Origin of the sequence: Natronococcus sp. CG52, from assembly GCF_023913515.1 — an archaeon.
Taxonomy (GTDB): Archaea; Halobacteriota; Halobacteria; order Halobacteriales; family Natrialbaceae; genus Natronococcus; species Natronococcus zhouii.
On the sequence record NZ_CP099391.1, the window covers coordinates 3,468,531 to 3,493,426 of the forward strand.

Sequence of the window (24,896 nt, forward strand, 5' to 3'; positions counted from 1 at the left end):
CGTCCGATGGCCTGTTCGGCGTGTGGTTCCGACTCGGCGATCGTTTGCTCCCTCTCTGACGAGTATCGCGACTACGCGCCGGCGGACGCCGCGGCAATCAGCGTTTGTACGCACTGTCTCACCGTCGATCCCGTCGAAAACGACGCTGCGGCCGTGGGTACCGAACGCGACGAGGAACCCGACTTCTCCCGTCTCAGCGACGCCTTCCCGACCCGTCCGTCGCGAGCGATCCCGCTCGTGCTCGCGATCGGCCTCTGTTCCTCGCTCGCGACCAACCGGTCCGCGATCGAATCACTCCTCGAGGAGGTCGAGCGTGCCGGTACGGATCCGCTGCTGGCGATCGATCGACTGTGCGCGGATCCGGGCGTCGAGCCGGCGGTCGACCTCGAGCGGCGACGCCACCAGCTCGAGCAGTTACTGTACTGACCGGCCAGCGGAACGAGCCGGCGCGGAGAGGAAAGGGTGGACGAGCGCTACTTCGCGGTCGGCGTAACGTTGTTGCTGACCGCCTGTTTCACCTGAAGTGCCGCGCTCGCGGCTAGTCCGCGCGCGACCTCGTCGCACTCGTCGGCCGTGATGAGTTCCTCGGCCGCGTCCTCGAGGTCGGGAGTGAAGCCGGCGCTGACGGTGTGGCCGACCGGCGGCTGGACGGCGACGGTCACCTGGGGACCGGTGTGCCCGCTCGAGATATCGGCGTCGACGATGTACTCGTTCGGAAGAAACTCGCGGGTGCGGGCAGCGATCCGCGAGACGTCGCGGTTGAGCCGCCGTTTCTGGGTGCTCGAGAGATCCGGGAGATCCGCCGCTGCACGCTGACCAGCGCCCGTCTCGCCCGGCAACCCTGCGTACGGCGTATTTCCGTTCATGAGAAGTCGTATCGGTGGTATCGGCCCGACCGGTTAAAAGGGTTCGCCTTCAGGAATTCTACAGGATCGGTTCGCTCTCGCCGTACACCGCGAGAACGAGCGCCGTCGTGTACGTTCCCGACTCCGCCCGGCTGCTCTCGACGACGACGTTCGGGTCGTCGAACGTCCAGTCCCGAAGCTCCTGACCCGCCTCCAGCCCCTCGCGAACGCGTCGCTCGACGTCCTCGCGATCCATCTCGCCGGCCGTTTCGTAGAACAGTCCGGGTCCCTCGTCGACCGACTGCGACCACGCGAGCGCCGCACTCGCTCGAGCCGGGCCAGCGGTGGTGGCTCGAGCCTCGACGACCGTCAGGCGCTCCCCGATGGGTCCGAGATCGGGCGCGGTTCCGACGGCTTCGACGTCGACGCCGGCGGGAACGACGGACGAAACGGATACCAGGTTGTAGTTCTCGACCCCGGCGGCGGCGAGCGCGGCGTCGTACGACGCCATCGCCGTCGGTGCGGAGCCGGTTCCCCAGACGACGCGGATCATGCTCATGGTCGGGTTTGGGGTCGCGCGGCGTAAGGCGTTGCGATCCGGAGTCGATCTACTCCGATCACTGACCGAACGACAGTTCAGTGGCCGGGAGCGCGGCTCGAGCAAGTGCGAGAGTCGCGCGATCCGGGGGAAGGCAGGCGCCCGCGCTCACCGCGAGCGAAGCGAGCGGGCCGACGACCGATGTGGAGAGCGCGGAGCGCTCGGAACGGAGAGAGGAGTGCTTTTGATCAACCTTTTATCGAGTGACGGGGCGCTATACGGCAGCAACGCTGCCGTTAGCGCAACAGAACGCAGAATAAAAGGTTGTTATTGGTAGAAGTAGCCCGCCGAGGCGATCACGTCGCTCGAGTCGTCGTCTTCGATCTTCTCTAAGGCCTCGAGGAAGTCCCCGTGGTGGACCTCGTCGCGGTCGTTTCGAATGGCGAACATGCCGGCTTCGGTAGTGAGACTCTCTATTTCGGCACCGGAGTAGCCGTCGGTCTCGTCGGCCAGCAGTTCGAAGTCGACGTCGTCGGCGACGTTCATCCCGCGGGTGTGGATCGCGAGGATCTGCTCGCGACCCTCGTGGCCGGGTTCGGGAACCTCGATGAGGCGGTCGAACCGGCCGGGGCGGAGGATGGCGCGGTCGAGCATGTCGAAGCGGTTGGTCGCGGCGATGATGCGGATGTCGCCGCGGGCCTCGAAGCCGTCCATCTCGGAGAGCAGTTGCATCATCGTCCGCTGGACCTCGGCGTCGCCGGAGGTCTTGGACTCCGTTCGAGTAGTGGCGACGGCGTCGATCTCGTCGATGAAGATGATGGCGGGCTCGCGCTCGCGGGCCATCTCGAAGAGGTCGCGCACGAGTCGGGAGCCTTCACCGATGAACTTGCGGACGAGTTCCGAGCCGGCCATCTTGATGAAGGTGGCGTCGGTCTCGTTGGCGACGGCCTTCGCGAGCATCGTCTTCCCGGTGCCCGGCGGACCGTGAAGGAGGACTCCGCTCGGGGGATCGATGCCGACCTCCTCGAACAGTTCGGGGTTCGTGAGCGGTTGCTCGACGGCCTCTCGAACCTCCTGGACCTGCTCGTCGATCCCGCCGATGTCCGCGTACGTAACCTCGGGTCGCTCGGTGATCTCCATCGCCTGCGCGCGGGCGTCGGTCTCGGACTCGAGAACGCTCTGGATGGCGAACGAATCGTTGACGGCGACGCGGTCGCCGGCGTCGACGCGCTCCTGGAGTCGCGGGGAGACGTCCGTGAGGACCTCCTGGTTGTTGCCGTGCTGTTTGACGATGACTTCGTCGTCGATCACGTCCTCGACGGTCGCGATGTACAGCGACGAACTCTTGAGCGTCTCGTTCTCGCGTTCGACGCGATCTGCCTTTTCGTGGAGGCGCTGGCGGCGGTCCTCGGCGTCGTCGAGCTGCTCGGACAGCTGTTCGTTGACTTCGGCGAGGTCTTCGAAGTGACCGCGAAGCGCCTCGAGCCGTTCGTCGTCGGGGAGATCGGGGTCGATCTCGCGGTGGGGTCGGTCGGGGATGGACGGGCTTCGAGACATCTGCTGTACGCCGATTAGTTTTCCACGATAAATGTGCCTTTGGGTCGCGGGCGCATTTTGACGCCACCGCTGTTCCGGTCAAATATCGGCCTCACGTCGACAGTCGGCACTCGAGGGCGGCGTTCCTGACCTCGAGGTCGGTTACGCGACGAGCGATTCCATTTCCTCGAGGCGCTCGCCGTAGGTCGCGAGTGCGCGGTCGATCGGTTCGGAGGAACTCATGTCGACGCCGGCGATCCGCAGCAACTCGAGGGGGTACTCCCGGGAGCCCCGCCGGAGGAACTCGAGGTAGTCCTCGGCGGCGGACTCGCCGTTCTCGGCGATGTTGTCGACGATCGCTAGCGCGGCGGAGATCCCCGTCGAGTACTGATAGACGTAGAACGCGCGGTAGAAGTGCGGAATGCGCATCCACTCGCGGGGGATCCGGTCGTCGATCGCGGCCGGTTCGTAGTAGGTCTCCTTGAGCCCGCCGTAGATCTCGTCGAGTCGGTCGGCGGTGAGCGGCTCGCCCTCCTCCTCGAGTCGGTGCGCCTCGTGTTCGAACTCCGCGAACAGCGTCTGGCGGTAGAGCGTCGAGCGGACGCGTTCGAGGAACTCGTTGAGAACGTGCTTTCGGAACTCGGGGTCCTCGACCGTCCCGAGCAAGTGGTTCGTCAGCAGCGCCTCGTTGACGGTGCTGGCGACCTCGGCCACGAAGATCTCGTAGTCCGAGTAGACGTAGGGCTGTTCCTCCTTCGTGAGTTCGGAGTGCATCGAGTGGCCGAGTTCGTGGGCCAGGGTGTACATCGAGGCGATGTCGTCCTGGTAGTTCATCAGGATGAACGGCTGCGTGTCGTAGGTGCCACCCGAATACGCACCCGACTGTTTGCCCTCGTTCTCGTAGACGTCGACCCACCGGGACTCGAGGCCCTCGGCGACGCTCGACTGGTACTCCTCGCCGAGCGGCTCGAGCGCGTCGACGATGTACTCGGTCGCCCGGTCGTACTCGACGTCCGGCCCCTCGTCGGCCGTCAGGGGCATGTAGAGGTCCCACATCTGCAGCTCGTCGACCTCGAGCGCCTCGCGTTTGAGTTCGGCGTGGCGGTGTAGTTTGTCGAGATTGTCGTTGACGCTGTCGACGAGATTGTCGTAGACGTCGACGGGAACGTTCGGCCCGTCGAGGGCGGCCTCGCGTGCGGTGTCGTAGTTGCGAGCCTGGGCCATCTTGACGTCGGCCTTGACGCTGTTCTTGTAGGAGGCGGCGACCGTGTTGCGGACGTCGCTCCACTCGTCGAAGTAGCCCTCGTAGACCTCCCGGCGGAACTCGCGGTCGGATCGCTTGAGCAGGTTCGTAACGTTGCTCTGGGTGATCTCGACGGGCTCACCGTCGGGATCCTCGACCGTCGGGAACGACATGTCCGCGTTCGAGAGCATGTTGTACACCTCGCCCGTTGCCCCCGTTACTTCGCTCAGATCGGCGAGCAGCGCCTCGACCTCCGCGGAACGCGTGTGGAGTTTCATCCGCAACACGTCGTCGACGTAGTGTTCGTAGGTCTCGAGTTCGGGTTCCTCGTCGACCATCGCCTCGAACTCCTCGCGGGTCAACTCCTGGAGTTCGGGCTCGATAAAGGAAGCTGCCGACTGGGCGTCCGCCGCGAGCGACTGTGCGCGGGCGGACATGGCCTGGTACTCCTGGTCGGTCGTGTCCTCGTCGCTTCGCATCCGGGCGTAGGAGAAGACGGTCGACACCTCGCGCATGATCTCGTCGCGAAGTTCGAGGACGGTCTGCAGCGTCTCGGCGTCGTGGGTCGCCTGCCCCTCGTACGCTTCGAGTTCGGCGACGCGCTCGGCGACCGCCTCGTAGGCTGCCTCCCAGTCGTCGTCGGTCGCGTAGATGCTCTCGAGATCCCAGGTGTATTCCTCGTCGATCTCGGAGCGCTCTGGAACGGAACTCATAGCCAGGAGTTGCGAACGAAGGTGGTAAAGGGTATCGAAGCACACGTCGACGGCCGGCCCGACGGCTTTTGCCAGTCGAGACGAAACGAAGAATCATGAACGAGAACGGGGCGGCGGAGCGCAGTTCGACGCTCGAGTCCGCGCTCGGTCGGGCGTGGTCGGACGATCGCTCGTGGAACTTGCTGACGCGACTGACCGAACTTCCCGACCGGATGGGCGGCTCGGCGGGCGAACGGGAAGGCGCCGAAATCGTCCGCGATAGCCTTTCGGCGGCGGGAGTCGCGGACGTTCGGATCGACGAGTTCCCTATGCAGCACTGGCAACGAGGGCAGACCGAGTTCGCCGTCGTCGGGAGCGAGACGGCGGCCGACGACGACATCGACGAGGCGAGCGGAGTCGACCGCTCGTTCGACGCGATCGCGCTCCCCTACTCGCCGGCGGGCAACGTCGAAGGCCCGCTGGTCGACGTCGGCTACGGGACCCCCGAAGAGATCGACGAGGCCGACCTGCGAGGTGGAATCGCGGTCGCGAGTACGACGACGCCTCCGGGACAGCGATTCGTCCACCGAATGGAGAAGTTCGGTCACGCGGTCGCCGCGGGCGCGGAAGCGTTCGTCTTCGCCAACCACGTCCCCGGCCAGCTGCCGCCGACGGGTGCGTTGAAGTTCAACGCCGAAGCCGCGGTGCCGGGCGCGGGCGTGAGCGCCGAAACGCACGACTGGCTCACGGAGTACGCCGAACGCGGCGCTCGAGGGCGCCTTCGCGTGGACGCCTCGACGGAGGACGGCTCGAGCCAGAACGTCCACGGCGCAGTAGGGCCAGAGACGAACGAGGAAGTGATCGTCCTCGCCCACTACGACGCCCACGACATCGCGGAGGGAGCGCTCGATAACGGCTGCGGCATCGCGACCGCGGTCGGTGCGGCGTCGATCCTCGCGGCGATCGAGGACGACCTCGAGTGCCAGGTGCGAATCGCCGGCGTCGGCTGCGAAGAGATCGGACTGCTCGGCGCCGAGGCGATGGCGGAGGAGACGAATCTCGAGTCAGTTCGCGCGGTCGTCAACGTCGACGGCGCCGGCCGGTTCCGCAACCTGAAGGCGCTCTCGCACGCCTCGGAGCCGCTCGCGGAGCTAACCGACGAGGTGGCTGAGGCGTTCGGACAGCCGGTCGTCCACGATCCGGATCCGCACCCGTTCAGCGATCACTGGCCGTTCCTGCGCGCCGGCGTCCCCTCGCTTCAGCTTCACAGCGAGCCGGCCGACGGCGGCGAGCGGGGGCGCGGCTGGGGACACACGGCGGCGGACACTCGCGACAAGGTCGAGCCGCGGAACCTGCGCGAACACGCCATGCTGACGGCGCTGCTGGTCCGCGAACTGACGCGGACGTCCGCGGCGCGCGTTTCGACGGAGGAACTCCGCGAGCGGTTCGAGGAGCAGGATTACGTGCCGGGGATGCGCGCGGCCGAAGTCTGGCCGACGGCGTGGGAGTAGGTCCTCGGCGGCACCGCGCGACCGAGCACACGCAAGGTGTAGCGGTTTGCCTTCGGTAGGCGAACCTTACCGTCATAACATGACATTCGATCCGCCAGTCACGTGTCCGGTTTGCCGGGAGACCCTGGAGCCGGACCGGGGGCTCGAGGATCACCTCGTCGGAAAACACACGCAGCGGGAGGTGGTTCGGTACGTTATTTCGAATCAGGAGCGAGCCGGGATCGGCTCGCTCGCCGACTGAACGGTTCTTCGAGGAGTGCTCTTTTCAGCCGCGCGTCTCGGCGTCGACCGCAGTTCGGACGACGCGAGCGACGCCGAGCATCACGAGGAACGCTCCCGCGAAGGTGAGCGTGGCGAACAGGAAGAGGCCGATCGCGATCGGGCCGGCCTCGGACTGTGAGAACAGCGTCGAGATGACGAACCGATAACTCAGGAAGACGAGAACTACCCCCGCAGCGACGCGAACCGAAGCGCGCCAGTAGGCGCCGTACTCCTCGGGCGAGAGCTTCATGCTCCGTCGATCGAACGCGGGGGGCAAAAACGCTCCCCCGCGCGGCGGGGAGCGGACCGATCGGCTCGCTTCACTCCATTCCGTCTCTCAACTGCCCGGCCACCCGCGCGCCCGTCCGTCGCTCGAGACGGCGCTCGTCGAACACCGACCGCGCGCTCGCCGCGGCCCGCTCGTCGATCTCGAACGCGAGAGCGGGGTAGTCGACGTCGGTCAGGACGAGCGGTTCGGGAGGAGCGGGTGCGATCCCCTCGTGACCGGGCAGCGGCTCGGGATCCAGCGCTCGCTCGAGTTTGTCGAACGATTCCGCACCGGCGCCGACCGCCAGCGCGAGCGAGACGAGTCGTCGGACGAGTTCGCGGGCGAAGCCGCCCGCCGTGACGGTGACGGCGAGGTAGTCCCCGTCGCGCGTCGCCTCGAGCGTCGGCGACCGCTCGGTGTTGTGGTCGTCGGGCGTGAGGTTGTGGAAGTCGTGTCTGCCGGAGAGGGCGTCGCAGGCGTCGCGGAACCGGTCGTCGTCGACGGTATCGCGAGTCGACGGCGTCTTCGTTCCATCGCGGCGTTTTGCAGGCGGCGCGTACAGGTGATACGTGTACTCGCGACGAGCCGCGTGGTGCGTCGCGTGGAACGACGCGGGCGCGTCGTCGGCCGCCCACGACCGGATTCCGGCGGGAAGTTCCCCGTTGAACGCCCGCGGCGTGAGCCAGTCGGGCGCCTCGAGTCCGATCGTCTGGGCGAGCGCGGAGACGCCGGCGTCGGTTCGGCCGGCCGCGGCGTAGCCGGCGGGTTTGTCCGCGTCGGGAGCGAGGACCTCGAGCGCCCGGAGCGCGTCGAAAATCGCGTCCTCGACGGTCGGGACGTCGGGCTGGCGCTGGAAGCCGCGGTAGTCGGTCCCGTCGTAGGCGATCCGGAACGCGCGCGTCGGCATACGAGTGGACTGAGCGGGGCTCGCGTGTTAGACCCGTCGACCGACGCGAGCGGGCGGACGCCGTCGCTCGATTCGCGGTGAAACGCCGCCCTCGGCCTCCATGCTCCGGCTCAACGCTTACCGCGCTCGGTTTCGAACCCGATCGTACGATGCTCGAACTGTACCAGGCCGAGAGCTGTCCGCACAGCACCGAGGTCCGCGAGAAGCTCACCGGACTCGGCTGCTCGTACGTCGTCCACAACCCGCGACTGCCCGGCGACGAGGGCGGCGACGTACTCAACGAGCAGACGCACCGTGCGCTGACCGACCTCGGCGGGGAGGACTCGATCCCGTTTCTCGTCGACACGGATCGGGAAGAACAGCTGTACGAGAGCGAGGATATCGTCGACTATCTCGAGGAACACTACGGCTGATCGACCGGGCCCGACCCCTCAGTCAGTGTCCTCGAGCGCGTCGACGAGCCGACGCAGCTCCGAGACCGCGGCGGCGACGAGCGCCTCGCCTTTCTCCGCGGTCGCGACGGTCGGATCGCCGACGTTCCCGGTGTGAGTCAGTTCGTCCATAGCCTCCGCGGTGAGCGCCCAGCCGACCTTGTTGTCGCCGAGCGCGTCGTAGTCGGTGAGCGGAAGCGATTCCTCGGGCGGATCCACCCGCTCGGCGCGGTCCATGTGGACGAGTTCCGGCAGCAGTTCGAGCATGATGCTGGTCTCGAACTCGGAGGCGTGAAAGGAGACGTCGCCGGTGCGGATCTCCTCGGCGACCTCCGCGAAGAGGTTCACGAGCGGCGCGTGGAACGCCTCGATGCCGTGTTCGGTCCGCAGTTTGCGGACGACGACCTCGAGTTCGGGATCCTGCGCGAGGTAGTGACCGTTGAGCAGGACGACGTTCTCGATCCCCCACCGGCCGGCGGACGCGCAGACGTCCGCGACGTAGCGCTGAAACGTCTCCGAGGAGAGCGTAAACGTCCCCGGTTTGAACGTGTGGTGGGGACTGACGCCGTACCAGATCGGCGGCGCGAGCAGCGCGGGACTGCGCTCGGCGACGCGCTCGGCGAGCGCGTCGGGCATGTAGACGTCGACGCCGAGCGGGAGGTGGTGGCCGTGCTGTTCGGTGTTGCCGACCGGGACGAGCAGCGTCGAGGTGCGCTCGAGGGCCGCCTCGATCTCCTGCCAGGTCATCTCCGCGACGCGGTACGGCTCGTCGGGCGTCGCACCGTCGATCGAGTCGTCGGTCATACGATCGCTTCGCCGCCCGACGACTAAACCGGTACGGGAGTGGCCGACGCGCCGAGTCGATACCGATCCACAGACGTCGGCAACCCTAGTCGCGATCGGCGCCCATCCGCGGGTAAATCTCCTCCCAGTCGCTGGGGACGACGGGACCCTCGAGCAGCGGATCGTCCGTTTCGAGCATCCACTCCACGAGGTCGTCCCGTAGCCGGGTCCGGATCGCGTCGTGGTCGGGGTCGTCGGCGAGGTTCTCACGCTCGTCGGGATCGTTCTCGAGATCGTACAGTTCCTCGTACGGTCGCTGCTCGCAGTAGTACTCCTCGCGGACCTCGCGACCGGCGTCGCTCTCGTAGATGTCCCGCGTCAGGTAGATCTCGGGCAGGTGCCAGAAGTTTCGAATGTACTTGTAGCGATCGGTCCGGACCACCCGTATCGGGTTGTACCGATCGTGCCAGGTCATCCCGGCGAACACTCGCTCTCGAGGCGCGTACTCGCCGCGGTCGTCGGAGGCGACCGTGGTCTCGTGGGTCAGGAGGGGACCGAGACTTCGTCCGGCGAGGTTCTCGGGAATTTCGGCGCCCGCGAACTCGAGCAGCGTCGGGAAGACGTCGACGTTGCTCACCAGGTCGTCGACGACGCGGCCGTTCTCGAGGACGTTCGGATAGCGCATCAGCAGGGCGGCCTCGATACCGGGATCGTAACAGCACCCCTTCGCCCGCGGGAACGCTACCCCGTGTTCGGTCGTGAAGACGACGAGCGTCTCGTCGGCGATTCCGGCGGTCTCGAGCGCATCGAGGATCGTCCCGACGGCGTCGTCGAGCGCCTCGAGCATCCCCTGAGCTTCGGCGATGTCGCTGCGAATGCCGGGACGATCGGGGAGAAATGGGAGGGGTTCGACCGTGTCCGGATCGGGCGGATCGTAGCGGTCGGGTTCGAACCCGAAGCCGTCCCCGTCCTCGACCCGGTGAAGTTCGAAGAAGCCGACGGACGCGAAGAACGGATCGTCGTAGTCGCCCGCGGAGAGCACCGTCGAGACGTCGTCGGCCACCGCTCGAGCGCGGGCCGTCTCGTGGACCGACGGCGGCGTGTTCACCCGCAGGGACTCTTCGACGTGTTCCCGGTCGTAGCCGAGCCTGTCGGGGTGCTCCGTAACGTGCTGGAGCCCGAACCGGTGGGTCTCGTAGCCGGCCTCGCCGAGGCACACCGGAAGCAGCGACTCGTCCGGTCCGATCTCCCAGTTGCCGTGTGCGAGTCCCAGCATCCCGTTCTGGTGGGGGTGACGCCCGGTCACGAGACTCGAACGGCTGGGCGAGCACTGGGGCGCCGTGACGAAGTGGCGGTCGAACCGAACGCCATCTCCGGCGAGTTCGTCGATCCGGGGTGTGTCAACGGCCGCGCCGTAACAGCCCAGATACTGCCCCAGATCGTGGCAGTGAACGAGAACCACGTTTGGCGATGCCATGACCACGACCGACGAGAACGGCGAGGGTAAGCGTTCGGCTGGAATCAACAGGCGCGTTCTCTCGAGAAGAAAAGTATTCGACTCGGAACGGTCGTTGATACCGTGACCACCCTGCATTCTCCGGGCTTGTGGCCTTGCCTACGAGAGACGGAGGTGAGTCAACCATGGACGAATCCAACGGGCGTGATGACGAATCACACACTTCTGTGCGGAACGTCGTTTTCGTGGTCTTCGACACGGCTCGAGCGAAAAGTGCGAGTGACGAAACGACGCCGGCGTTGACGGCGCTCGCTGACGAGGGGACGGTTTTCGAGAACGCGTTCGCGACCGCGCCGTGGACGTTGCCCTCGCACGCCTCGTTGTTCACCGGGCTGTACCCATCCGAGCACGGCGCCCACGGCGGACACACGTATCTGGACGAAAATCTCCGAACGCTCTCGGAATCCTTCGCGGACTCGGGATACGAGACGATCGGCATCTCGAACAACACCTGGATCACCGAGGAGTTCGGCTTCGACCGCGGATTCGACGACCTCCGGAAGGGGTGGCAGTACATTCAGTCCGACGCCGACATGGGTGCGGTCGTCCGGGGCGAGGACTTGAACGAGAAGCTCCAGGCCACCCGCAACCGGCTCTTCGACGGCAATCCGCTCGTCAACGCCGCGAACATCCTCTACAGCGAGGTGTTCCAGCCGGCCGGCGACGACGGCGCCGATCGCTCGACCACGTGGATTCGGAACTGGCTCGAGAGCCGGAGCGACGACCGACCGTTCTTCCTGTTCTGTAACTTCATCGAACCCCACGTCGAGTACGATCCGCCGCGGGAGTACGCGGAGCGGTTCCTGCCCGACGACGCGAGCTACGAGGACGCGACCGCGGTCAGGCAGGACCCGCGGGCCTACGACTGCGAGGACTACGACATCACCGAACGGGAGTTCCGCCTCCTCCGCGGCCTCTACCGGGCCGAACTCGCGTACGTCGACGACCAGCTCGCACAGCTCCGGGAGGCGCTGACGGCGGCCGGCGAGTGGGAGGACACGCTACTGGTCGTCTGCGGCGACCACGGCGAGAACATCGGCGAACACGGCTTCTTCGGCCACCAGTACAACCTCTACGACACGCTAACCAACGTTCCCCTGGTGCTTCACGGCGGCCCCTTCACCGACGGCGGGCGTCGGCAGGATCTCGTGCAACTGCTCGATATCCCTGCGACGCTGCTCGAGACGGTCGGCATCGACGATCCGAAACTGATCGAGCAGGGACACGGCCGATCGATGCACCCCGACAGCGACGCTGCCGAGCGGGACGCCGTCTTCTCCGAGTACGTCGCACCGCAGCCCTCGATCGAGCGGCTCGAGGCCCGCTTCGGCGAGATTCCCGACCGAGTCCGCGCGTTCGACCGTCGCCTCCGGGCCGTCCGCACGAGCGACTACAAGTACGTCCGCGGCGACGACGGCTTCGAACGGCTGCACGACGTCGAACGCGATCCGTCCGAGCGAAACGACGTCACGGCCGAGCGGCCGGAGCAGGTTCGAACCCTGCGCGAGCGACTCGAGGAGCAGTTCGATCCGCTCGCGGAGGCCGACGCGGGCGAGAAGGTCGCGATGCGCGAGGGAACGAAGGATCGTCTGGCGGACCTCGGTTACCTCTGAGGGGGAAATCGAGGGCGACGCGGACGGACGAGAAGGGGCCGGCCGAGAGCCGGCTCCGGCGCCACGGAGACCGTTATTGTGTTCGGGCGTGTAGGAGCAGGACGTGAGTGACCCTCACGCAGCGGAAGGTCGGTGTCGGCTCTGCGGGGCACCACTCTCCGAGACCGCCGTCACTGCGTTCGGCGACGCGTTCTGCTCGAGCGGCTGTCGAGACGTTCACGACGCCCTCGGGGAACCGGCTGATAGCGACCGAGAGAGAGCGGACGACGGAACCGATCGGCAGCGTTCGAACGGTGAGCGCGCACGGAACGGTCCGAACGATGAGACCGAGACCGAACCCAGCAGCGCGTTCTTCCGTATCGACGGGATGCACTCCGCCCTGTGTGAGTCGTACCTGGAGGCGGTCGCCGGCGCACGCGACGGCGTCGTCGACGCCACGGCGAGCTACGTGACGGAAACCGTTCGGGTCGACTACGAACCGGAGCGCGTCTCGACGGACGAGCTTCGAGACGCGCTCAGCACGGTCGGCTACACCGCGTACCGCCGCGACGAGGCCGATGCGGACGAAGAGACGACGGGCGGAACCCAGCGATCGCGCGAGATGACCGGACTCCGGAAGCGGCGGACGGACGACGTCCTCGAGCTTCGGTACATCGTCGGCGTCGTCTTCGGATCCTTTCTGCTGGTTCCGTACGTCACGGTCTTCTACCCGGTCTATCTCTCGTCGTTTCTCCAGTGGGAGTTCTTCCGGCGTTACGAGGAAGTGTTCGCGACGTTCGACGCGGTGCTGTTTCTGCCGCTGTTTCTCACCCTGGCGGGCGCCGTCCTCTATCTGACCGGGATGCCGCTCCTGCGCGGCGCGTACGTCGGGCTGAAACTGCGACGGGCGAACACGCACCTGCTGGCCACCCTCACGATCGTCAGCGCCTACGCCTACGGCACGCTCGCGTTCGTCCTCGAGCGAAACGACGTCTACTACGACCTGACGATCGTCGTCGCGGCGACCGTGATGGCCGCGGTCTTCTACGAGGCGACGATCAAGCGGCGCGCGCTCGACCGGCTCACCGAACTCACGGTGTCGCAGGTCGACGAGGCCCGTCGGCTGGGAGCAGACGGGACGACGAGCGACGTACCGGTCGAGGAGCTGACGGCCGGCGACCGCGTTCTCGTCCGGCAGGGCGAGCGGATTCCGGTCGACGGCGTCCTCGCGGAGAGCACGTGTACCGTCGACGAGGCGGTCGTCACCGGCGAGTCGCTCCCGGTCTCGAAGCGGGCGGGAGACGACGTCGTCGGCGGCTCGCTCGTCACCGGCGGCGCCGCGATCGTCGAGACCGGGACCGAGACGAGAAGCAGTATCGAGCAACTCACCGAGAGCGTCTGGAACCTGCAGAGCGCGACGCACGGCGTCCAGCGGCGGGCGGACCGGTTCGCCGCGGCGCTCGTGCCGCTCGTCGTCGTCGCCGCCGTCGCCGTCGGCGCCGTCCGGTTCGCGCTCGAGGGAGACGCGACCAGCACCGCGATGGCCGTCCTCCTGACCGTGATCGTCGCGAGTCCGTGGGCGCTCGGCCTCGCCGCTCCGGTGTCGGTCGCCTCGAGCGTCCGGGACGCGATGGCCCACGGAGTCGTCGTCTTCGACGAGACCGTCTTCGAACGGCTCCGCGGCGTCGACGTGGTCGTCTTCGACAAGACCGGGACGCTGACGACGGGCGAGATGCGCGTCCTCGAGGCCGACGCGCCCGCGGCGCTGATTCGGGCCGCGAGCGCGCTCGAAGCGCACGCGTCACATCCCGCGGCGACGGCCATCGCGAACGCGAACACGAACGCGGCCGCTCGCGAGGATGACGGTCACGAAGGTGACGACCGCGGTCGATCACGGACGGACGGCGGCTCCGTCAGCGGCGTCTCCGACGACCCGCCGAACGTTCGCGAGTTCCGGAGTCACGCGACCGGTGCGGAGGGCGTCGTCGACGGCCAGCGACTCCTCGTCGGCCACCCCGATCTCTTCCGGGAGCGCGGCTGGACGCTCGAGCCGTCCCTCGAATCGCGGGTCGCGGAGGCGCGAAGTCGCGGTCGGCTTCCCGTCGTCGTCGGGCGAGACGGGCGCGCGGCCGGCGCGATCGTCGTCGGCGACGAGCCACGGAGGGAGTGGACGGAAACCGTCTCGGGACTGCGCGACGCCGGGATGGACGTCGTCGTGCTCACCGGCGACCACGCGGCGGCGAGCGAGTTCGTCGAGCGCCACACCGACGTCACGCACGTCTTCGCCGACGTGCCACCGACGGGGAAGACCGCGGCGATCCGCCGGCTGGCCGCCGACCAGCGGGTGGCGATGGTCGGCGACGGAACGAACGACGCGCCGGCGCTCGCCGCGGCGGACCTGGGAATCTCGCTCGGCGGCGGAACCGCGCTGGCCGCCGACGCGGCCGACCTCGCGATCCTCGAGGACGATCTCGCCGCCGTCGAGCGCGCGTTCGCATTATCGACCGCCGCCGACCGGCGCGTCACGCAGAACCTCGGGCTGGCGTTCGTCTACAACGCGATCGCGATTCCGGTCGCACTGCTGGGGATTCTGAACCCGCTGGTCACGGCCGCGGGCCTCGCCGTGACCGTGTTACTGATCGTCGCGAACGTCTCGCGGCCACTGATCGGGAACCGCTGAGGCCGCGCTCGTAGAGATCAGGGACCGTCGACCGGGCTCGAGAGCGGACAGCAACCTACTCGGAGCTTCGGCGGCATCTCACGGACGAATGCGTAGACGTGTCGCCGAGCGAAAAAAGGCGTACGGGCTGGTCACCGTCGCGACGCTCAGCTACACCTGTCTGATGTTCGTCTGGTTCTCGCTGCCGGCATACCTCTCGACGATCATCGCGGAACTCGGCCTGTCGGGGACGCAGGCCGGCGTGGTCGCGGGGGCGGTGCCGCTGACCTACATCCCGCTCGCGCTGTTCTCGGGGCTCGCAGTGGATCGGATCGGCCCCGGTCGGAGCCTCGCGATCGGCGTAGTGGTGTACGGCCTCGCGCAGGTCGGTCGGAGCGTCGCGACCGGATTTCCGTCGCTGCTCGCGTTCACGCTCCTGATCGGCGTCGGCGCGACCGCCGTCACGTTCGGGCTACCGAAGCTCGTCTCGGTGCTCTTTTCGGCGGATCGGACCGGGCTCCCGTCCTCGATCTACCTGGTCGGCGCGTCGGCCGGAACGGCGGCCGTCTTCACGATCGGCAGACCGACGCTCGGTCCGTGGCTCGGCGGCTGGCGGCCGCTCTTCCTCTGGAGCGGAGTCGTCGCGGTCGGCTACGGCCTCGCCTGGCTTCTCGTCGCACTGCGGCTGGGGATAGACGAGCGGGCCGCAGCAAACGACGAGGAGGAGAGAGTGGGCGAGGACGAGTCTGAATCAGCGCTCGAGTCGGTTCGACGGGATCTTCGGCTGATCCTTACCCACCGAGAGCTCCAGTTCGTGGTCGTCGTCGGCACGATGTACCTGCTGGCGAGCCACGGGATCCAGGGCTGGCTTCCGACGGTGCTCGAGTCGCGCGGGTTCTCGTCCGACCGCGCGGGCCAGACGACGGGGCTATTCGTCGCCGCCTACGCCGTCGGCATCTTCGTCGTCCCCGCGCTCGCCGACCGGTACGGGGCGCGACCGACCGCCCTGATGATCTGCGGCGGCGTGTTCTGCGTCGGGGTGACGGGAATGCTGGCCGCGGAGACGCTCGGGGTCGTGCTGTTCGGGAGCGTCGTCGTCGCCGGAATCGGCGTCGGCGGACTCTCGCCGCTGATCCGGGCGATTCCGCCCGCACTCGAGGGGATCGGCGCGCGGCTGACCGGGACCGCCGTCGGGTTCATTTTCGCGGTCGGCGAGATCGGCGGCTTTCTCGGTCCGGTCCTCGTCGGGACCCTGCACGACGCGACGGGGTCGTACGTTCCGGGAATGGGACTGATCGCGACGGCGGGAATCGTCGTGGTACTCGCCGGCGGTGCGCTGCGTCGGATCGCCGCGTAACTGCCGTCGCCGGACTCGGCGTCGCGCTCACTCGACTTCCAGCGTCGCATCGCACACCTGACAGACCAGACCCGATCGTCCGTCGGTCGGAATCCGCATGCTGTCGCGTTCGCACTCCGGGCACGAGACGTTCCTGTCGTCGAGTACCGGAATCCGGTCGATCCGGATATCGTCGGTCTCGCGGGGCGCACCCAGCGCCAGGGCGACGAGCGTCTCGTCGGCGGCGTTTCGCCCGGACTGGAACTCGCCGGGGGCGAACCTGATAACCTCGTCCTCCTCGACGGCGACCTCTCCCGCCCTCGTCTCGAACGTCGCCTCCCCCTCGAGGACGACGAACACTTCCTCCTGATCCGCGTGCGCGTGAACGGAGCCGCTGAATCGTTCGCCCGGTTCGAGCGCGTAGCGCGTGACCGCGAGGTGGGCCGTGTTCAGGGCGTCCGACAGCACGCGCCGATCCGACTGGTACGCCTCGTCGTACGGTTCGGACTCGAGGTCGTCGATCGAGACTCGCTCCATGCGGCCGGGTTCGCGGGTTCGGACCAAAGTTCTACTTCCGGTTCGGGGCCGGGTTCCGCCAAGGTTTATCCCGCCGCTGCTGGTGGAGGAACGCCATGTCTTCGTCACCGCGATCGAACGCGCTTCGCCGAACGCTCGAGACCGACGACGTCGCGCTGGGCGTCCTCGAGAGCACCTACAGTCCCGCGCTCGTCGAACTCTACGGCGACCTCGGGCTGGACTTCGTCTGGATCGACCTCGAGCACGCCGGCCCGAGTCCGTGGGACGGCGACCGCACGGAGAACCTCCTCCGTGCGGCGGACGTGACCGACACGGAACTGCTCGTTCGACTGCCGGAACCCGATCCGGGCATGGTTCGGAAGGCGCTCGACGCGGGCGTCCGGAACCTGTTCGTCTCCCGGATCGAGACGGGAGAACAGGCTCGACGGGCGGTCGAAGCGTCGCGGTTCCGGTACGACGGAGCGGCCGGAAAGCGCGGGTTCGCCAACCCCCGCGCGAGTCGGTGGGGGACGGCCGAGGAGTACGTCAAGACGGAGGACGAGGAGGTCGTCGTCGGGGTGACGATCGAGAACGAGACGGCGATCGACAACCTCGAGGAGATCCTCGCGGTGCCCGAACTGGGGTTCGTCTTCGCCGGACCGCTCGATCTCGCGGTCGCTCTCGACCACCCCGGCGAACCGACTCACGAGGACGTTCAGGCGGCAGTCGAGACGATTCGGGAGGCGGCTCTCGAGGCCGACGTTCCCCTCGGCGGACTGGGATTCGGGATGGACGACGTCAACGAGAAAGCCGACGCGGGATACCAGATACTGAACCTCGGAAGTACTACCGGTGCGTTACAGAGCGCGGTCACGTCGTGGTTCGACGACTACGGCGGGGAGCGGTAGTTATCGAACGTCGCCGTACGCTCGTTCGCGACCGTTCGGACCTCAGAGGGGGATCGGAGGCGACTCTCGCAGACGAGTTCAGGGCTACCGACGATCGGTGACCGTCGACCCCGGTCACAACGCGGTACTCTACAACTGTCACGAATGCACTCCGTAGCCAGGACGGGCACCTGTTTTACTGTATAAAAGTATCCTGCGTAAGCAATGGCCAGGGTAAACCGTCTGAAACAGCTGTGATATACCGATGGAAGATGGACTCGAGAACGCCACCGTCGGAACCACCGGTGTAACCCGACGGTCGAACGGAGAGCGGCAGTCGCGTTTACCGGACGAAGAAGTAAGGAGTGAAGCGGCGTTTTACGAGCTATTTTCGAGGAGTTCGAACGAGGGGACTCGAGAAGGTCACCGGAGATCGTTTCGACACGGCGTCGGTGAGGGAGCGGTCTGGAGTGAGAGAACGGGCGAACGCGGACCGCAACCGAATCGGTGCCCTCGATGACGGCCTCGGGTGACGTGGTACTCGTCGAGGATAATCCCGGTGACGTCCGCCTCATTCAGGAAGCGTTCGGCGAGTCCGAGGGCGACCACACGCTTCACGTCGCGACGACCGCCGACGACGCGCTGGAGTTGTTGAACGAGCGAGCGCGGGATCCGGATAAGTCCGCGCCGGATCTCGTCCTCCTGGACCTGAATCTGCCCGGTAAGGACGGCTACGACGTGCTCGAGACGATCAGAGACGACGCGGCGCTCCGGCGGCTGCCGGTCATCGTCCTCACGAGTTCGAAGGCCACCGACGACATCGTGCGGTGTTATCGCGCGCAGGCCAACGCCTACCTGACGAAACCGATCGAGACCAGCAAACTCGTCTCCATGGTGCACGCGATCGAACGCTTCTGGTTCGACCACGCGAGCCTGCCGCCGGAGTCCGCGGAGCCGTCGTAGCCGAGCGACGATCGGTCGGTTCGCCGGCGACCCGAGCACACGTCGGCGACATCCTTTCGTCGGTCACGAACCCACGAGAACGTATGTGGCACGGCGAGGAGTTCTGGCTCGTTCGCTTCTTCTTCCAGCGGGGGCTCGCCCTGCTGTATTTGCTCGCGTTTCTCGTCGCCGCCTTCCAGTTCCGACCGCTGGCCGGCGAGGACGGGCTATTGCCGCTCGAGTGGTACGTCGACGGCGCCTCGTTCAGGGAGCGGCCGAGTCTGTTCTATCTGTTCCCGAGCGATCGGCTGATCGGGATCGCGGCCTGGACCGGCGTCGGACTCTCCGCGCTGGCGTTGCTGGCGGTTCCGTACCAGCTTCCGGACGCCTCCGCGACGCCGGCGTCGATGGCGCTCTGGGCCGCGCTCTGGCTGCTCTACCTCTCGTTCGTGAACGCCGGACAGCTCTTCTACGGCTACGGATGGGAGTCGATGCTGCTCGAGACGGGCTTTCTGGCGATCTTCCTCGGCGCCGGCAGCGTCTCCCCGCCGGTCGTCGTCCTCCTGTTGCTCCAGTGGCTGCTCTTCCGGAACATGTTCGGTGCGGGGCTGATCAAGATCCGCGGCGACGAGTGCTGGCGCGACCTGCGCTGTATGGACTACCACTACGAGACCCAGCCGATCCCGAACCCGGTGAGCTGGTTCGCCCACCACCGCTCGAATCGGTTCCACCGGACCGAGACGCTCGGCAACCACGTTTTCGAACTCGCGAGTCCGTTTCTCTACTTCGCCCCCCAGCCCGCGTCGGCGCTGGCCGGCCTCGCGACGATCGGGTTCCAGGGCTGGCTGATGGTCACCGGGAACTTCGCCTGGCTGAACGCGCTGACCATCGTGCTGGCGGTCGCCACGTTCAGCGACGGCGTTCTCGAGGCCGCCCTGCCGATCACCGCCCCGGCGACCACTGCGACGCCGATCTACCTCGAGGCCGCGGCGATCCTCGTCGCCGTCCTCGTCCTCGCGTTGAGCATCCGGCCGGTCCGAAACATGCTCTCCGAACGGCAGCTGATGAACACCGCCTTCGACCCGCTGCACCTCGTCAACACCTACGGCGCGTTCGGCTCGGTGACCAGGGATCGCTACGAGATCGTGATCCAGGGGACGAGCGACGAGCGAGTCACCGACGAGACGGAGTGGAAACCGTACCGGTTCGAGGGGAAGCCGACGGATCCGGAGCGGCGACCGCCCCAGGTCGCCCCCTACCACCTGCGGCTGGACTGGCAGCTGTGGTTCGCCGCCATGTCGCCGACGCCGCGCCGTCACCCGTGGTTCCTGCGACTGTTACGACGGCTGCTCGAGGAAGACGAGGCCACGCGCTCGCTGCTGGCCGAGGACCCCTTCGCGGGGACCGACGAGTCGCCCGAACACGTCCGTGCGGTCCGCTACCGGTACCGGTTTACGACACCCGAGGAACGCGCGGAGACGGGTGACTGGTGGGACAGGGAACGCGTCGGCACGTACGTCAGTCCGGCGTCCCTCGAGGAGATGCGCCTCCGCGAGCCTCGAGCGTAACCTCGGACGAGCCGGGACGTACAGAATTCGAGCGTCCGACCGGGCGTTCTACCGAGGCTAAACGTCGTCGGAAGCGCAACGCGACGCGCGTCTCTCTCACTCGAGCCGTCGTTATTCGAGTCGTTCCGGCCTCCATCTCGGTTTCGTGCTGGAAGCCGCTATCCGCCGGTTCGGCGCCGGTCGCCGTCGGTTTCCAGACGGTCGAAACTGATCCGAGTTAGGTGATCCTCGCCCGTCGCGTTCCCGCCTCCTCGGGTTCCGTCCTCGAACTCTCGGACCGTGCCAGTCCGGCACCGAACCAGAAGGTCCAGAGGCTCATTACGATCGCGGAGGCGAGCCAGATCGGCCCGCCGATGGCTACTCCGAGCACCAGTCCCAGGACGACGTAGCCGATAAAGGCCGCGACTGCCGCTACGGCCCCGATCCACGCCGCCCACGCGGGCGTGATCGAAAGCGCACTCCGCGCCTCGTTGACGGCGATCACGGCAACCGCTGCGGCCAAGAACCCGAATCCGACCGCCTTTCCCTCTGCAAAGATCTGCCAGGCTTCGAACGTCGCGGTGTCTCCGGCCACGGTGGCCTCTGCGACGGCGGTCGTCGTTACCCACAGCGCGCCGACGACGAGCACGGCCCACGCGGACATCGTCCACCAGGCCCGCGTGAGACGCGATCCGGCCGTCAGCATGAGTAGCCCCGCGATCGCGAGCACGGTGAGAGCGAGTGCAGCCGCCCAGTGAACCGCCACCCACAGAGTGGAGCTCTCGGCGATACTCGCCATGAACTCACCCAGGTCCGGGGAGGGCGGTGGATGGAGGGCGAGGCTCACCGCGAGAAGAAGCGATCCGAGGGCGAGCCAGGCTCCCGCTACCTGTACACCCGTCTCTGCGTCCGACACCCCTCCGCTGATGATCGCCTCGTCCGTTTTGTCAGCGTCTTCTACGCTACTCGTGGTTCCTCGGTGAAGGTACGCCTTCGAATGATACAAGCTAGCAATTAGCAGCTTCGGCTGTTCTATATACCCGAGAGCATCGATCTGTGATTATGGGCCTCGGAACGGCGGCTAATCCCTCGTAGCGGGGTGGATTGCTTCCCCAGCGATCCACCGTTCGGCTACCCGTAGCGACCGTTTCGGGAGCGGTCGCGAGTACCGACTCACACTATTCCCGACCGAGGAGGATCCGCCACCGGATCGAGATCAGCGGTCGTGATCCGACTCCCGTCGCGCTCGTAAGATGAACGAAGCGAGTCGAACGGGCGCGACGGAGTTCGCGAACGCGTTGTCTTCGCTCACTCCCGCCGAACCGGCGGCGTCTTCGAGAGGAACTGCCCCCAGAAGTCGCGGTTGTCCGCGACCCAGCGGTAGCCGTGCTCGCGGAGTCGCTCGTAGTCCTCGAAGTTCCGAAAGAAGTCGACCGTCTCTCGAGTCACGCCCCCGTCGCCCTCGAGCCGGGTGAGCCCCTCCTCGATCGACGCGCCACAGGAGTAGACCGCCTCGTCGGTCACCAGGTGCGAGCACTCCTCGTAGTGCTCGGGCAGTCGCTCGCGCAGTTCGGGCGTGAGGTCGCTGAAGCCGACGATGCGGACGTCCGTCCGGTCGTCGAAGAACTCGGCCCACCACGTACAGAAGCCGCAGTCGTCGTCGAAGACGAGCGTCGGTTCGGACATCTCTCGTCAGAGAGCGTCGACGCGCGAGTACTTATACTGTCGGCCGGGAGGCAGGAGTAAGTGGCGCCCGGAGATCTCTGCGAATCCGATACTCGGTCGCGGCCGACGAGATCGTACCCCGGACGTTCCAACCCGAGATACTTGTTTTCGGCCCCGAAATCGGTCAGCATGGAGCGATTCGTCCGATTGATCGTCGCCGGCGGCGTCGTCCTCGTCGGCGGCCTCTGGCTCGTCGCGCTCTTTGAGCGGGCGTCGCCGCCCTGGCTGCTCGGTCTCGCGCTCGCACTGCTCGGAACGGTGAGTCTCGTCGCGGGAATGGTGAGCGAACTCGAGATCGGATCGCGATAACGAGCGCGATCGATCCGAGACTACTCGTCTTCGAAGACGGCTTCGATCGACGCCTCGAGCGCGTCGATCGCCTCGTCGATCTCCTCACGGGTGACGCACAGCGGCGGTGCCACGATGATCTGGACGTCGGGCCGACCGCTGCCGAAGAGCGCGCCGCGGTCCTGGGCTTCGGAGCGAACGTCGGCGACGGGGTTGTCCGCCTTGTCGTCCACCCACGGGTGGACGAACGGTTCGCCCGTCTTCGGATCGGCGAAGACGACGCTCCACAGGAGGCCGCGTCCGCGGGCGGTGTCGACGACGTCGAACCGCTCCTCGAGGTCTCGCAGCCGCGATTCCAGGTGTGGGGCGACCTGCCGCCCCTGGTCGATGAGGTCGTCCCGATAGACGTCGATCGCGGCCTCGCCCGCGGCGCACGCGACCGGGTGGCCGGCGAACGTCTGCCCGAGGTCGTAGGAGCCGCCGCGGATCTCCTCGCCGATCCAGGCGTCCGCGATCACGCCGGCGAGCGGGGCGTACGCGCTCGTCACGCCCTTGGCGAAGGTCAGCAGATCGGGCTGGACGTCCTCGGTCTCGATGCCGAACCACTCGCCGCACCGACCGAAGCCGGTGATCACCTCGTCGGAGATCAACAGCACGTCGTACTCGTCGCAGATCTCGCGGATCCGCTCGAAGTAGCCCGGCGGGGCGGGGTACGCGCCGCTGGTCCCGCCGATCGGTTCGGTCACGATGGCGGCCACGGAGTCGGGACCCTCGTTCCGGAGGACGAACTCCACGTGGTTCGCGGCCTGCTCCGCGAGTTCCTCCGGCGTCTCGGCGTCGAAGGCACCCGGGAGCGGCGGGAGGAACTTCCCGACGCCGGTCGTCGCCGCGCGTCGCTCGAGCGTCTTTCGCGTCCCCGGATCGCCGGTGAGCGCGCCCGAGCCGTACGTCCCGCCGTGGTACGACTGCCAGCGGGTGAGTATCGTCGGGGCGTCCTGCACCGTCCGCGCGATCTGGACTGCCGTCTCGTTGGCTTCGCTGCCGGAGATGGCGAAGAACACGTCGGAGAGCGAGCCCGGCGCGATCTCCGCGAGATCGGCGGCGAGTCGAGAACGGGTATCGTTGTGCTTCGCGGAGGAGACGTACGGGATGCGATCCGCCTGCTCCGCGATAGCCGAGACGATGTGCCGGTTGCTGTGGCCGGCGTTACAGCAGTACAGTTGCGAGAGGAAGTCGAGATACGCGGTCTCTTCGTCGTCGTAGACTGTCGCGTCGTCGCCCTCCACGATCGTGATCGGATCGGCGGCGGCGGCGTACCAGTGCTGGATGACCCCACCCGCATCCAATCGGTCGTTTGCCATGTCGTCTCATCTCGCACTGCTGATCCTTAGCGTCTGGGATCATCCGGCGAGAAGCGTCGCGGCATCCGTCGGATCGTCGAAACATTAGTAGTGGCGGTGGCGAATGCGGACCCATGAGCAGTACGGTCCGGTCGCTCACCGAACCGCAGGTCCTCGCCCACACGAAGCGCCGGCTCTTTCCGGACGATGATCCCGAGCGCGCCTACGCGGTCGCCGACACCCAGTTCTCGCGGGAGGAGTGGCTCCCCGGTCGTCCCGTCGATCCCGACGTCCGCGAGCGTCTGTCGCCGTTCAACCACGTCCGGATCGGCGGCGGCTATCCGGACCTCGTCGGCGTCCGCGCGCTCGAGGCGGAGCTACTGGCCGTCGAACGCTTCGGCGACGAACCGCCGCTGATTGCCGTCGAGGCGAAGGGTCACACGAGCGGCGGCGTCGATACGCACCTCGGGATCGTCCGGGCCTACGACCGGCTCCACGAGGCGAACGCGGCCTACTTCGCCGCGCCCGCGGCGGTTATTTCGGAGACCGACCGAACGCTCGCACGAGAGCTGAACGTCGGCGTTCTCGGCGTCGAACCCGACGGTTCGGTGACGGCGCTCGAGGTGCCGCGAATCGTCGGTAACCGGACGACCACCGAGGCGACGGCGCTGCGGTTTCAAGCGAGCACACAGGGCGTCGCGGAGAAGTCCTTCGGACTGAACCACCCGAAGAACTACCTCGGCTATCCGCTGGCTCACCACGCCGACGGCGACACCGAGACGCTGCTCTCGGAGTACGAGGTCGTCGGCGCGACGACGGAGGCGCGACGCGGTGCCGCGTTCCTGGGATTGATCGACGACGGACCGCGAGAGCCCACGCTGACCTCGCTCGGGAAGGAGGTGGTGCGGTTCGCGCTGGCCCGCCGTGGCTCCGTCGAGGCGGCCCTCGCGGAGTTCGAGGAGTGGTACCGCTCGCGAAAGCGGTTCGTCGACCTGGCGCCGGCGTGGGGCCAGCTCGCCCGCCGGGTCGTGTTCGCGTACCCGGCGACGGAGCTGCTCGTAACCGAGCTGCAGCGGCTCCACGAGGACGGAACCCGAGAACCGTCGCTCGTGGAGTTCGTCGAGTACCTTCACGAGTTGCACCCCTCGTTCACCGTGGAACTGTTCGTCCGCGGCGACGAGGCCGTCCGGCGGCGCGTCCTGACCGCGGACGGCGAACTTCGGCGGGCGGCGCTCGAGGACGGATCGATCTACCACTCGCCGACGGTCTTTCAGCTGAAGGCGATGCTGTACCACACCGGGATCCTCACCGAGCGCGGGTGTGAGCCGCACCGACTCGAGCCGACCGCCGACGTCTGGGCGCTCCGCGACGCGGTCTGATGGTGGGGCCCGATTCGGTGGGCGGTAGCAGCGGAACTTATCGGTAAGCCTTCCATAGCACGGCTCAGCGAGGCCCTGTCGAGCGCTGGATTCGAGCCCTCGTCGCGGCGCGTCGGGTTTCGACAACTGTTCTCGTCCCCCCGAACTGAGCAGC

General features: G+C 67.1%; 24 protein-coding genes. 12 read left to right on the forward strand and 12 right to left on the reverse strand.

Features of this window, described 5'->3' with window-relative positions; genetic code table 11:
- Window positions 1-6: 6 nt before the first annotated feature.
- Complete coding sequence (locus tag NED97_RS17355) at window positions 7-426, forward strand: DUF6276 family protein (RefSeq protein WP_252488273.1); 420 nt, start codon at window positions 7-9, stop codon at window positions 424-426.
- A gap of 47 nt (window positions 427-473) precedes the next feature.
- On the opposite strand, the gene NED97_RS17360 is transcribed toward NED97_RS17355, so the two are convergent.
- The 4 genes from NED97_RS17360 to pepF all read right to left on the reverse strand — a co-directional run bounded on the left by NED97_RS17360 (window position 474) and on the right by pepF (window position 4,875).
- Window positions 474-866 carry a DUF5811 family protein gene (locus tag NED97_RS17360; protein WP_252488274.1) on the reverse strand — a complete coding sequence of 131 codons (393 nt, stop codon included), beginning with the start codon at window positions 864-866 and terminating at the stop codon, window positions 474-476.
- A 58-nt stretch (window positions 867-924) separates the two neighbouring features.
- The gene (locus tag NED97_RS17365; protein ID WP_252488275.1) at window positions 925-1,404 is read right to left on the reverse strand and encodes a pyruvoyl-dependent arginine decarboxylase; all 480 of its coding nucleotides are present in this window, start codon (window positions 1,402-1,404) and stop codon (window positions 925-927) included.
- Window positions 1,405-1,710: 306 nt separating this feature from the next.
- Entirely contained in the window at window positions 1,711-2,940 is a 1,230-nt protein-coding gene (gene pan2 / locus NED97_RS17370; protein WP_252488276.1) for a proteasome-activating nucleotidase Pan2, read from the reverse strand.
- Window positions 2,941-3,081: 141 nt separating this feature from the next.
- Entirely contained in the window at window positions 3,082-4,875 is a 1,794-nt protein-coding gene (gene pepF, locus NED97_RS17375) for an oligoendopeptidase F (RefSeq protein ID WP_252488277.1), read from the reverse strand.
- 95 nt (window positions 4,876-4,970) lie between these two features.
- On the opposite strand from pepF, the gene NED97_RS17380 reads away from it, so the two are divergent.
- Both NED97_RS17380 and NED97_RS17385 read left to right on the forward strand, forming a co-directional pair.
- Window positions 4,971-6,365 carry a M28 family peptidase gene (locus tag NED97_RS17380; RefSeq protein ID WP_252488278.1) on the forward strand — a complete coding sequence of 465 codons (1,395 nt, stop codon included), beginning with the start codon at window positions 4,971-4,973 and terminating at the stop codon, window positions 6,363-6,365.
- A 79-nt stretch (window positions 6,366-6,444) separates the two neighbouring features.
- The gene (locus NED97_RS17385; protein ID WP_252488279.1) at window positions 6,445-6,606 is read left to right on the forward strand and encodes a hypothetical protein; all 162 of its coding nucleotides are present in this window, start codon (window positions 6,445-6,447) and stop codon (window positions 6,604-6,606) included.
- A gap of 24 nt (window positions 6,607-6,630) precedes the next feature.
- Here NED97_RS17385 and NED97_RS17390 read toward each other — a convergent pair whose 3' ends face one another.
- Both NED97_RS17390 and truA read right to left on the reverse strand, forming a co-directional pair.
- Window positions 6,631-6,876, reverse strand: a complete 246-nt coding sequence (locus NED97_RS17390) for a hypothetical protein (RefSeq protein ID WP_252488280.1) — start codon at window positions 6,874-6,876, stop codon at window positions 6,631-6,633.
- Between the two features lie 70 nt (window positions 6,877-6,946).
- Complete coding sequence (gene truA, locus NED97_RS17395) at window positions 6,947-7,801, reverse strand: tRNA pseudouridine(38-40) synthase TruA (protein ID WP_252488281.1); 855 nt, start codon at window positions 7,799-7,801, stop codon at window positions 6,947-6,949.
- A 149-nt stretch (window positions 7,802-7,950) separates the two neighbouring features.
- Between truA and NED97_RS17400 the strand changes: the two genes are divergently transcribed.
- Window positions 7,951-8,214 (forward strand): glutathione S-transferase N-terminal domain-containing protein, encoded by a 264-nt coding sequence (locus NED97_RS17400; RefSeq protein WP_252488282.1) that lies wholly within the window; start codon window positions 7,951-7,953, stop codon window positions 8,212-8,214.
- An 18-nt stretch (window positions 8,215-8,232) separates the two neighbouring features.
- Here NED97_RS17400 and NED97_RS17405 read toward each other — a convergent pair whose 3' ends face one another.
- Both NED97_RS17405 and NED97_RS17410 read right to left on the reverse strand, forming a co-directional pair.
- On the reverse strand, window positions 8,233-9,036 hold the full coding sequence (locus NED97_RS17405) for a creatininase family protein (protein ID WP_252488283.1): 804 nt from the start codon (window positions 9,034-9,036) through the stop codon (window positions 8,233-8,235).
- An 85-nt stretch (window positions 9,037-9,121) separates the two neighbouring features.
- On the reverse strand, window positions 9,122-10,492 hold the full coding sequence (locus tag NED97_RS17410; protein ID WP_252488284.1) for a sulfatase family protein: 1,371 nt from the start codon (window positions 10,490-10,492) through the stop codon (window positions 9,122-9,124).
- A 164-nt stretch (window positions 10,493-10,656) separates the two neighbouring features.
- Between NED97_RS17410 and NED97_RS17415 the strand changes: the two genes are divergently transcribed.
- The 3 genes from NED97_RS17415 to NED97_RS17425 all read left to right on the forward strand — a co-directional run bounded on the left by NED97_RS17415 (window position 10,657) and on the right by NED97_RS17425 (window position 16,139).
- Window positions 10,657-12,144 (forward strand): sulfatase, encoded by a 1,488-nt coding sequence (locus tag NED97_RS17415; RefSeq protein WP_252488285.1) that lies wholly within the window; start codon window positions 10,657-10,659, stop codon window positions 12,142-12,144.
- Window positions 12,145-12,247: 103 nt separating this feature from the next.
- On the forward strand, window positions 12,248-14,803 hold the full coding sequence (locus NED97_RS17420) for a heavy metal translocating P-type ATPase (protein ID WP_252488286.1): 2,556 nt from the start codon (window positions 12,248-12,250) through the stop codon (window positions 14,801-14,803).
- Window positions 14,804-14,891: 88 nt separating this feature from the next.
- Window positions 14,892-16,139 carry an MFS transporter gene (locus tag NED97_RS17425; RefSeq protein ID WP_252488287.1) on the forward strand — a complete coding sequence of 416 codons (1,248 nt, stop codon included), beginning with the start codon at window positions 14,892-14,894 and terminating at the stop codon, window positions 16,137-16,139.
- A gap of 27 nt (window positions 16,140-16,166) precedes the next feature.
- Here the strand turns inward: NED97_RS17425 and NED97_RS17430 are convergent, their stop codons facing one another.
- A complete protein-coding gene (locus NED97_RS17430; protein WP_252488288.1) occupies window positions 16,167-16,655 on the reverse strand; it encodes a cupin domain-containing protein in 489 nt (162 codons plus the stop codon).
- Window positions 16,656-16,750: 95 nt separating this feature from the next.
- On the opposite strand from NED97_RS17430, the gene NED97_RS17435 reads away from it, so the two are divergent.
- The 3 genes from NED97_RS17435 (at window position 16,751) to NED97_RS17445 (ending at window position 20,031) form a co-directional block, all read left to right on the forward strand.
- The gene (locus NED97_RS17435) at window positions 16,751-17,542 is read left to right on the forward strand and encodes an HpcH/HpaI aldolase family protein (RefSeq protein ID WP_252488289.1); all 792 of its coding nucleotides are present in this window, start codon (window positions 16,751-16,753) and stop codon (window positions 17,540-17,542) included.
- 495 nt (window positions 17,543-18,037) lie between these two features.
- On the forward strand, window positions 18,038-18,484 hold the full coding sequence (locus tag NED97_RS17440) for a response regulator (protein WP_252488290.1): 447 nt from the start codon (window positions 18,038-18,040) through the stop codon (window positions 18,482-18,484).
- Between the two features lie 83 nt (window positions 18,485-18,567).
- Window positions 18,568-20,031 carry a lipase maturation factor family protein gene (locus NED97_RS17445; protein ID WP_252488291.1) on the forward strand — a complete coding sequence of 488 codons (1,464 nt, stop codon included), beginning with the start codon at window positions 18,568-18,570 and terminating at the stop codon, window positions 20,029-20,031.
- Between the two features lie 217 nt (window positions 20,032-20,248).
- Here NED97_RS17445 and NED97_RS17450 read toward each other — a convergent pair whose 3' ends face one another.
- Window positions 20,249-20,926 (reverse strand): hypothetical protein, encoded by a 678-nt coding sequence (locus NED97_RS17450; protein WP_252488292.1) that lies wholly within the window; start codon window positions 20,924-20,926, stop codon window positions 20,249-20,251.
- A gap of 392 nt (window positions 20,927-21,318) precedes the next feature.
- Window positions 21,319-21,696, reverse strand: a complete 378-nt coding sequence (locus tag NED97_RS17455; RefSeq protein WP_252488293.1) for a DCC1-like thiol-disulfide oxidoreductase family protein — start codon at window positions 21,694-21,696, stop codon at window positions 21,319-21,321.
- 168 nt (window positions 21,697-21,864) lie between these two features.
- Here NED97_RS17455 and NED97_RS17460 point away from each other — a divergent pair, with 168 nt between their 5' ends.
- Window positions 21,865-22,044 carry a hypothetical protein gene (locus NED97_RS17460; RefSeq protein ID WP_252488294.1) on the forward strand — a complete coding sequence of 60 codons (180 nt, stop codon included), beginning with the start codon at window positions 21,865-21,867 and terminating at the stop codon, window positions 22,042-22,044.
- 20 nt (window positions 22,045-22,064) lie between these two features.
- Here the strand turns inward: NED97_RS17460 and NED97_RS17465 are convergent, their stop codons facing one another.
- Window positions 22,065-23,384 (reverse strand): aminotransferase family protein, encoded by a 1,320-nt coding sequence (locus tag NED97_RS17465; protein WP_252488295.1) that lies wholly within the window; start codon window positions 23,382-23,384, stop codon window positions 22,065-22,067.
- A gap of 113 nt (window positions 23,385-23,497) precedes the next feature.
- On the opposite strand from NED97_RS17465, the gene NED97_RS17470 reads away from it, so the two are divergent.
- Entirely contained in the window at window positions 23,498-24,742 is a 1,245-nt protein-coding gene (locus NED97_RS17470) for a hypothetical protein (protein ID WP_252488296.1), read from the forward strand.
- Window positions 24,743-24,896 lie beyond the last annotated feature (154 nt).

Coding starts and splice junctions, on each gene's coding strand:
- NED97_RS17400 (WP_252488282.1), top strand. CDS start 7,951: ATGCTCGAACTGTACCAGGCCGAGAGCTGTCCGCACAGCACCGAGGTC.
- NED97_RS17415 (WP_252488285.1), top strand. CDS start 10,657: ATGGACGAATCCAACGGGCGTGATGACGAATCACACACTTCTGTGCGG.
- pepF (WP_252488277.1), bottom strand. CDS start 4,875: ATGAGTTCCGTTCCAGAGCGCTCCGAGATCGACGAGGAATACACCTGG.
- pan2 (WP_252488276.1), bottom strand. CDS start 2,940: ATGTCTCGAAGCCCGTCCATCCCCGACCGACCCCACCGCGAGATCGAC.
- NED97_RS17365 (WP_252488275.1), bottom strand. CDS start 1,404: ATGAGCATGATCCGCGTCGTCTGGGGAACCGGCTCCGCACCGACGGCG.
- NED97_RS17360 (WP_252488274.1), bottom strand. CDS start 866: ATGAACGGAAATACGCCGTACGCAGGGTTGCCGGGCGAGACGGGCGCT.
- NED97_RS17455 (WP_252488293.1), bottom strand. CDS start 21,696: ATGTCCGAACCGACGCTCGTCTTCGACGACGACTGCGGCTTCTGTACG.
- NED97_RS17440 (WP_252488290.1), top strand. CDS start 18,038: ATGACGGCCTCGGGTGACGTGGTACTCGTCGAGGATAATCCCGGTGAC.
- NED97_RS17380 (WP_252488278.1), top strand. CDS start 4,971: ATGAACGAGAACGGGGCGGCGGAGCGCAGTTCGACGCTCGAGTCCGCG.
- NED97_RS17465 (WP_252488295.1), bottom strand. CDS start 23,384: ATGGCAAACGACCGATTGGATGCGGGTGGGGTCATCCAGCACTGGTAC.
- NED97_RS17435 (WP_252488289.1), top strand. CDS start 16,751: ATGTCTTCGTCACCGCGATCGAACGCGCTTCGCCGAACGCTCGAGACC.
- NED97_RS17355 (WP_252488273.1), top strand. CDS start 7: ATGGCCTGTTCGGCGTGTGGTTCCGACTCGGCGATCGTTTGCTCCCTC.
- NED97_RS17410 (WP_252488284.1), bottom strand. CDS start 10,492: ATGGCATCGCCAAACGTGGTTCTCGTTCACTGCCACGATCTGGGGCAG.
- truA (WP_252488281.1), bottom strand. CDS start 7,801: ATGCCGACGCGCGCGTTCCGGATCGCCTACGACGGGACCGACTACCGC.
- NED97_RS17470 (WP_252488296.1), top strand. CDS start 23,498: ATGAGCAGTACGGTCCGGTCGCTCACCGAACCGCAGGTCCTCGCCCAC.
- NED97_RS17390 (WP_252488280.1), bottom strand. CDS start 6,876: ATGAAGCTCTCGCCCGAGGAGTACGGCGCCTACTGGCGCGCTTCGGTT.
- NED97_RS17405 (WP_252488283.1), bottom strand. CDS start 9,036: ATGACCGACGACTCGATCGACGGTGCGACGCCCGACGAGCCGTACCGC.
- NED97_RS17430 (WP_252488288.1), bottom strand. CDS start 16,655: ATGGAGCGAGTCTCGATCGACGACCTCGAGTCCGAACCGTACGACGAG.
- NED97_RS17445 (WP_252488291.1), top strand. CDS start 18,568: ATGTGGCACGGCGAGGAGTTCTGGCTCGTTCGCTTCTTCTTCCAGCGG.
- NED97_RS17425 (WP_252488287.1), top strand. CDS start 14,892: ATGCGTAGACGTGTCGCCGAGCGAAAAAAGGCGTACGGGCTGGTCACC.
- NED97_RS17460 (WP_252488294.1), top strand. CDS start 21,865: ATGGAGCGATTCGTCCGATTGATCGTCGCCGGCGGCGTCGTCCTCGTC.
- NED97_RS17385 (WP_252488279.1), top strand. CDS start 6,445: ATGACATTCGATCCGCCAGTCACGTGTCCGGTTTGCCGGGAGACCCTG.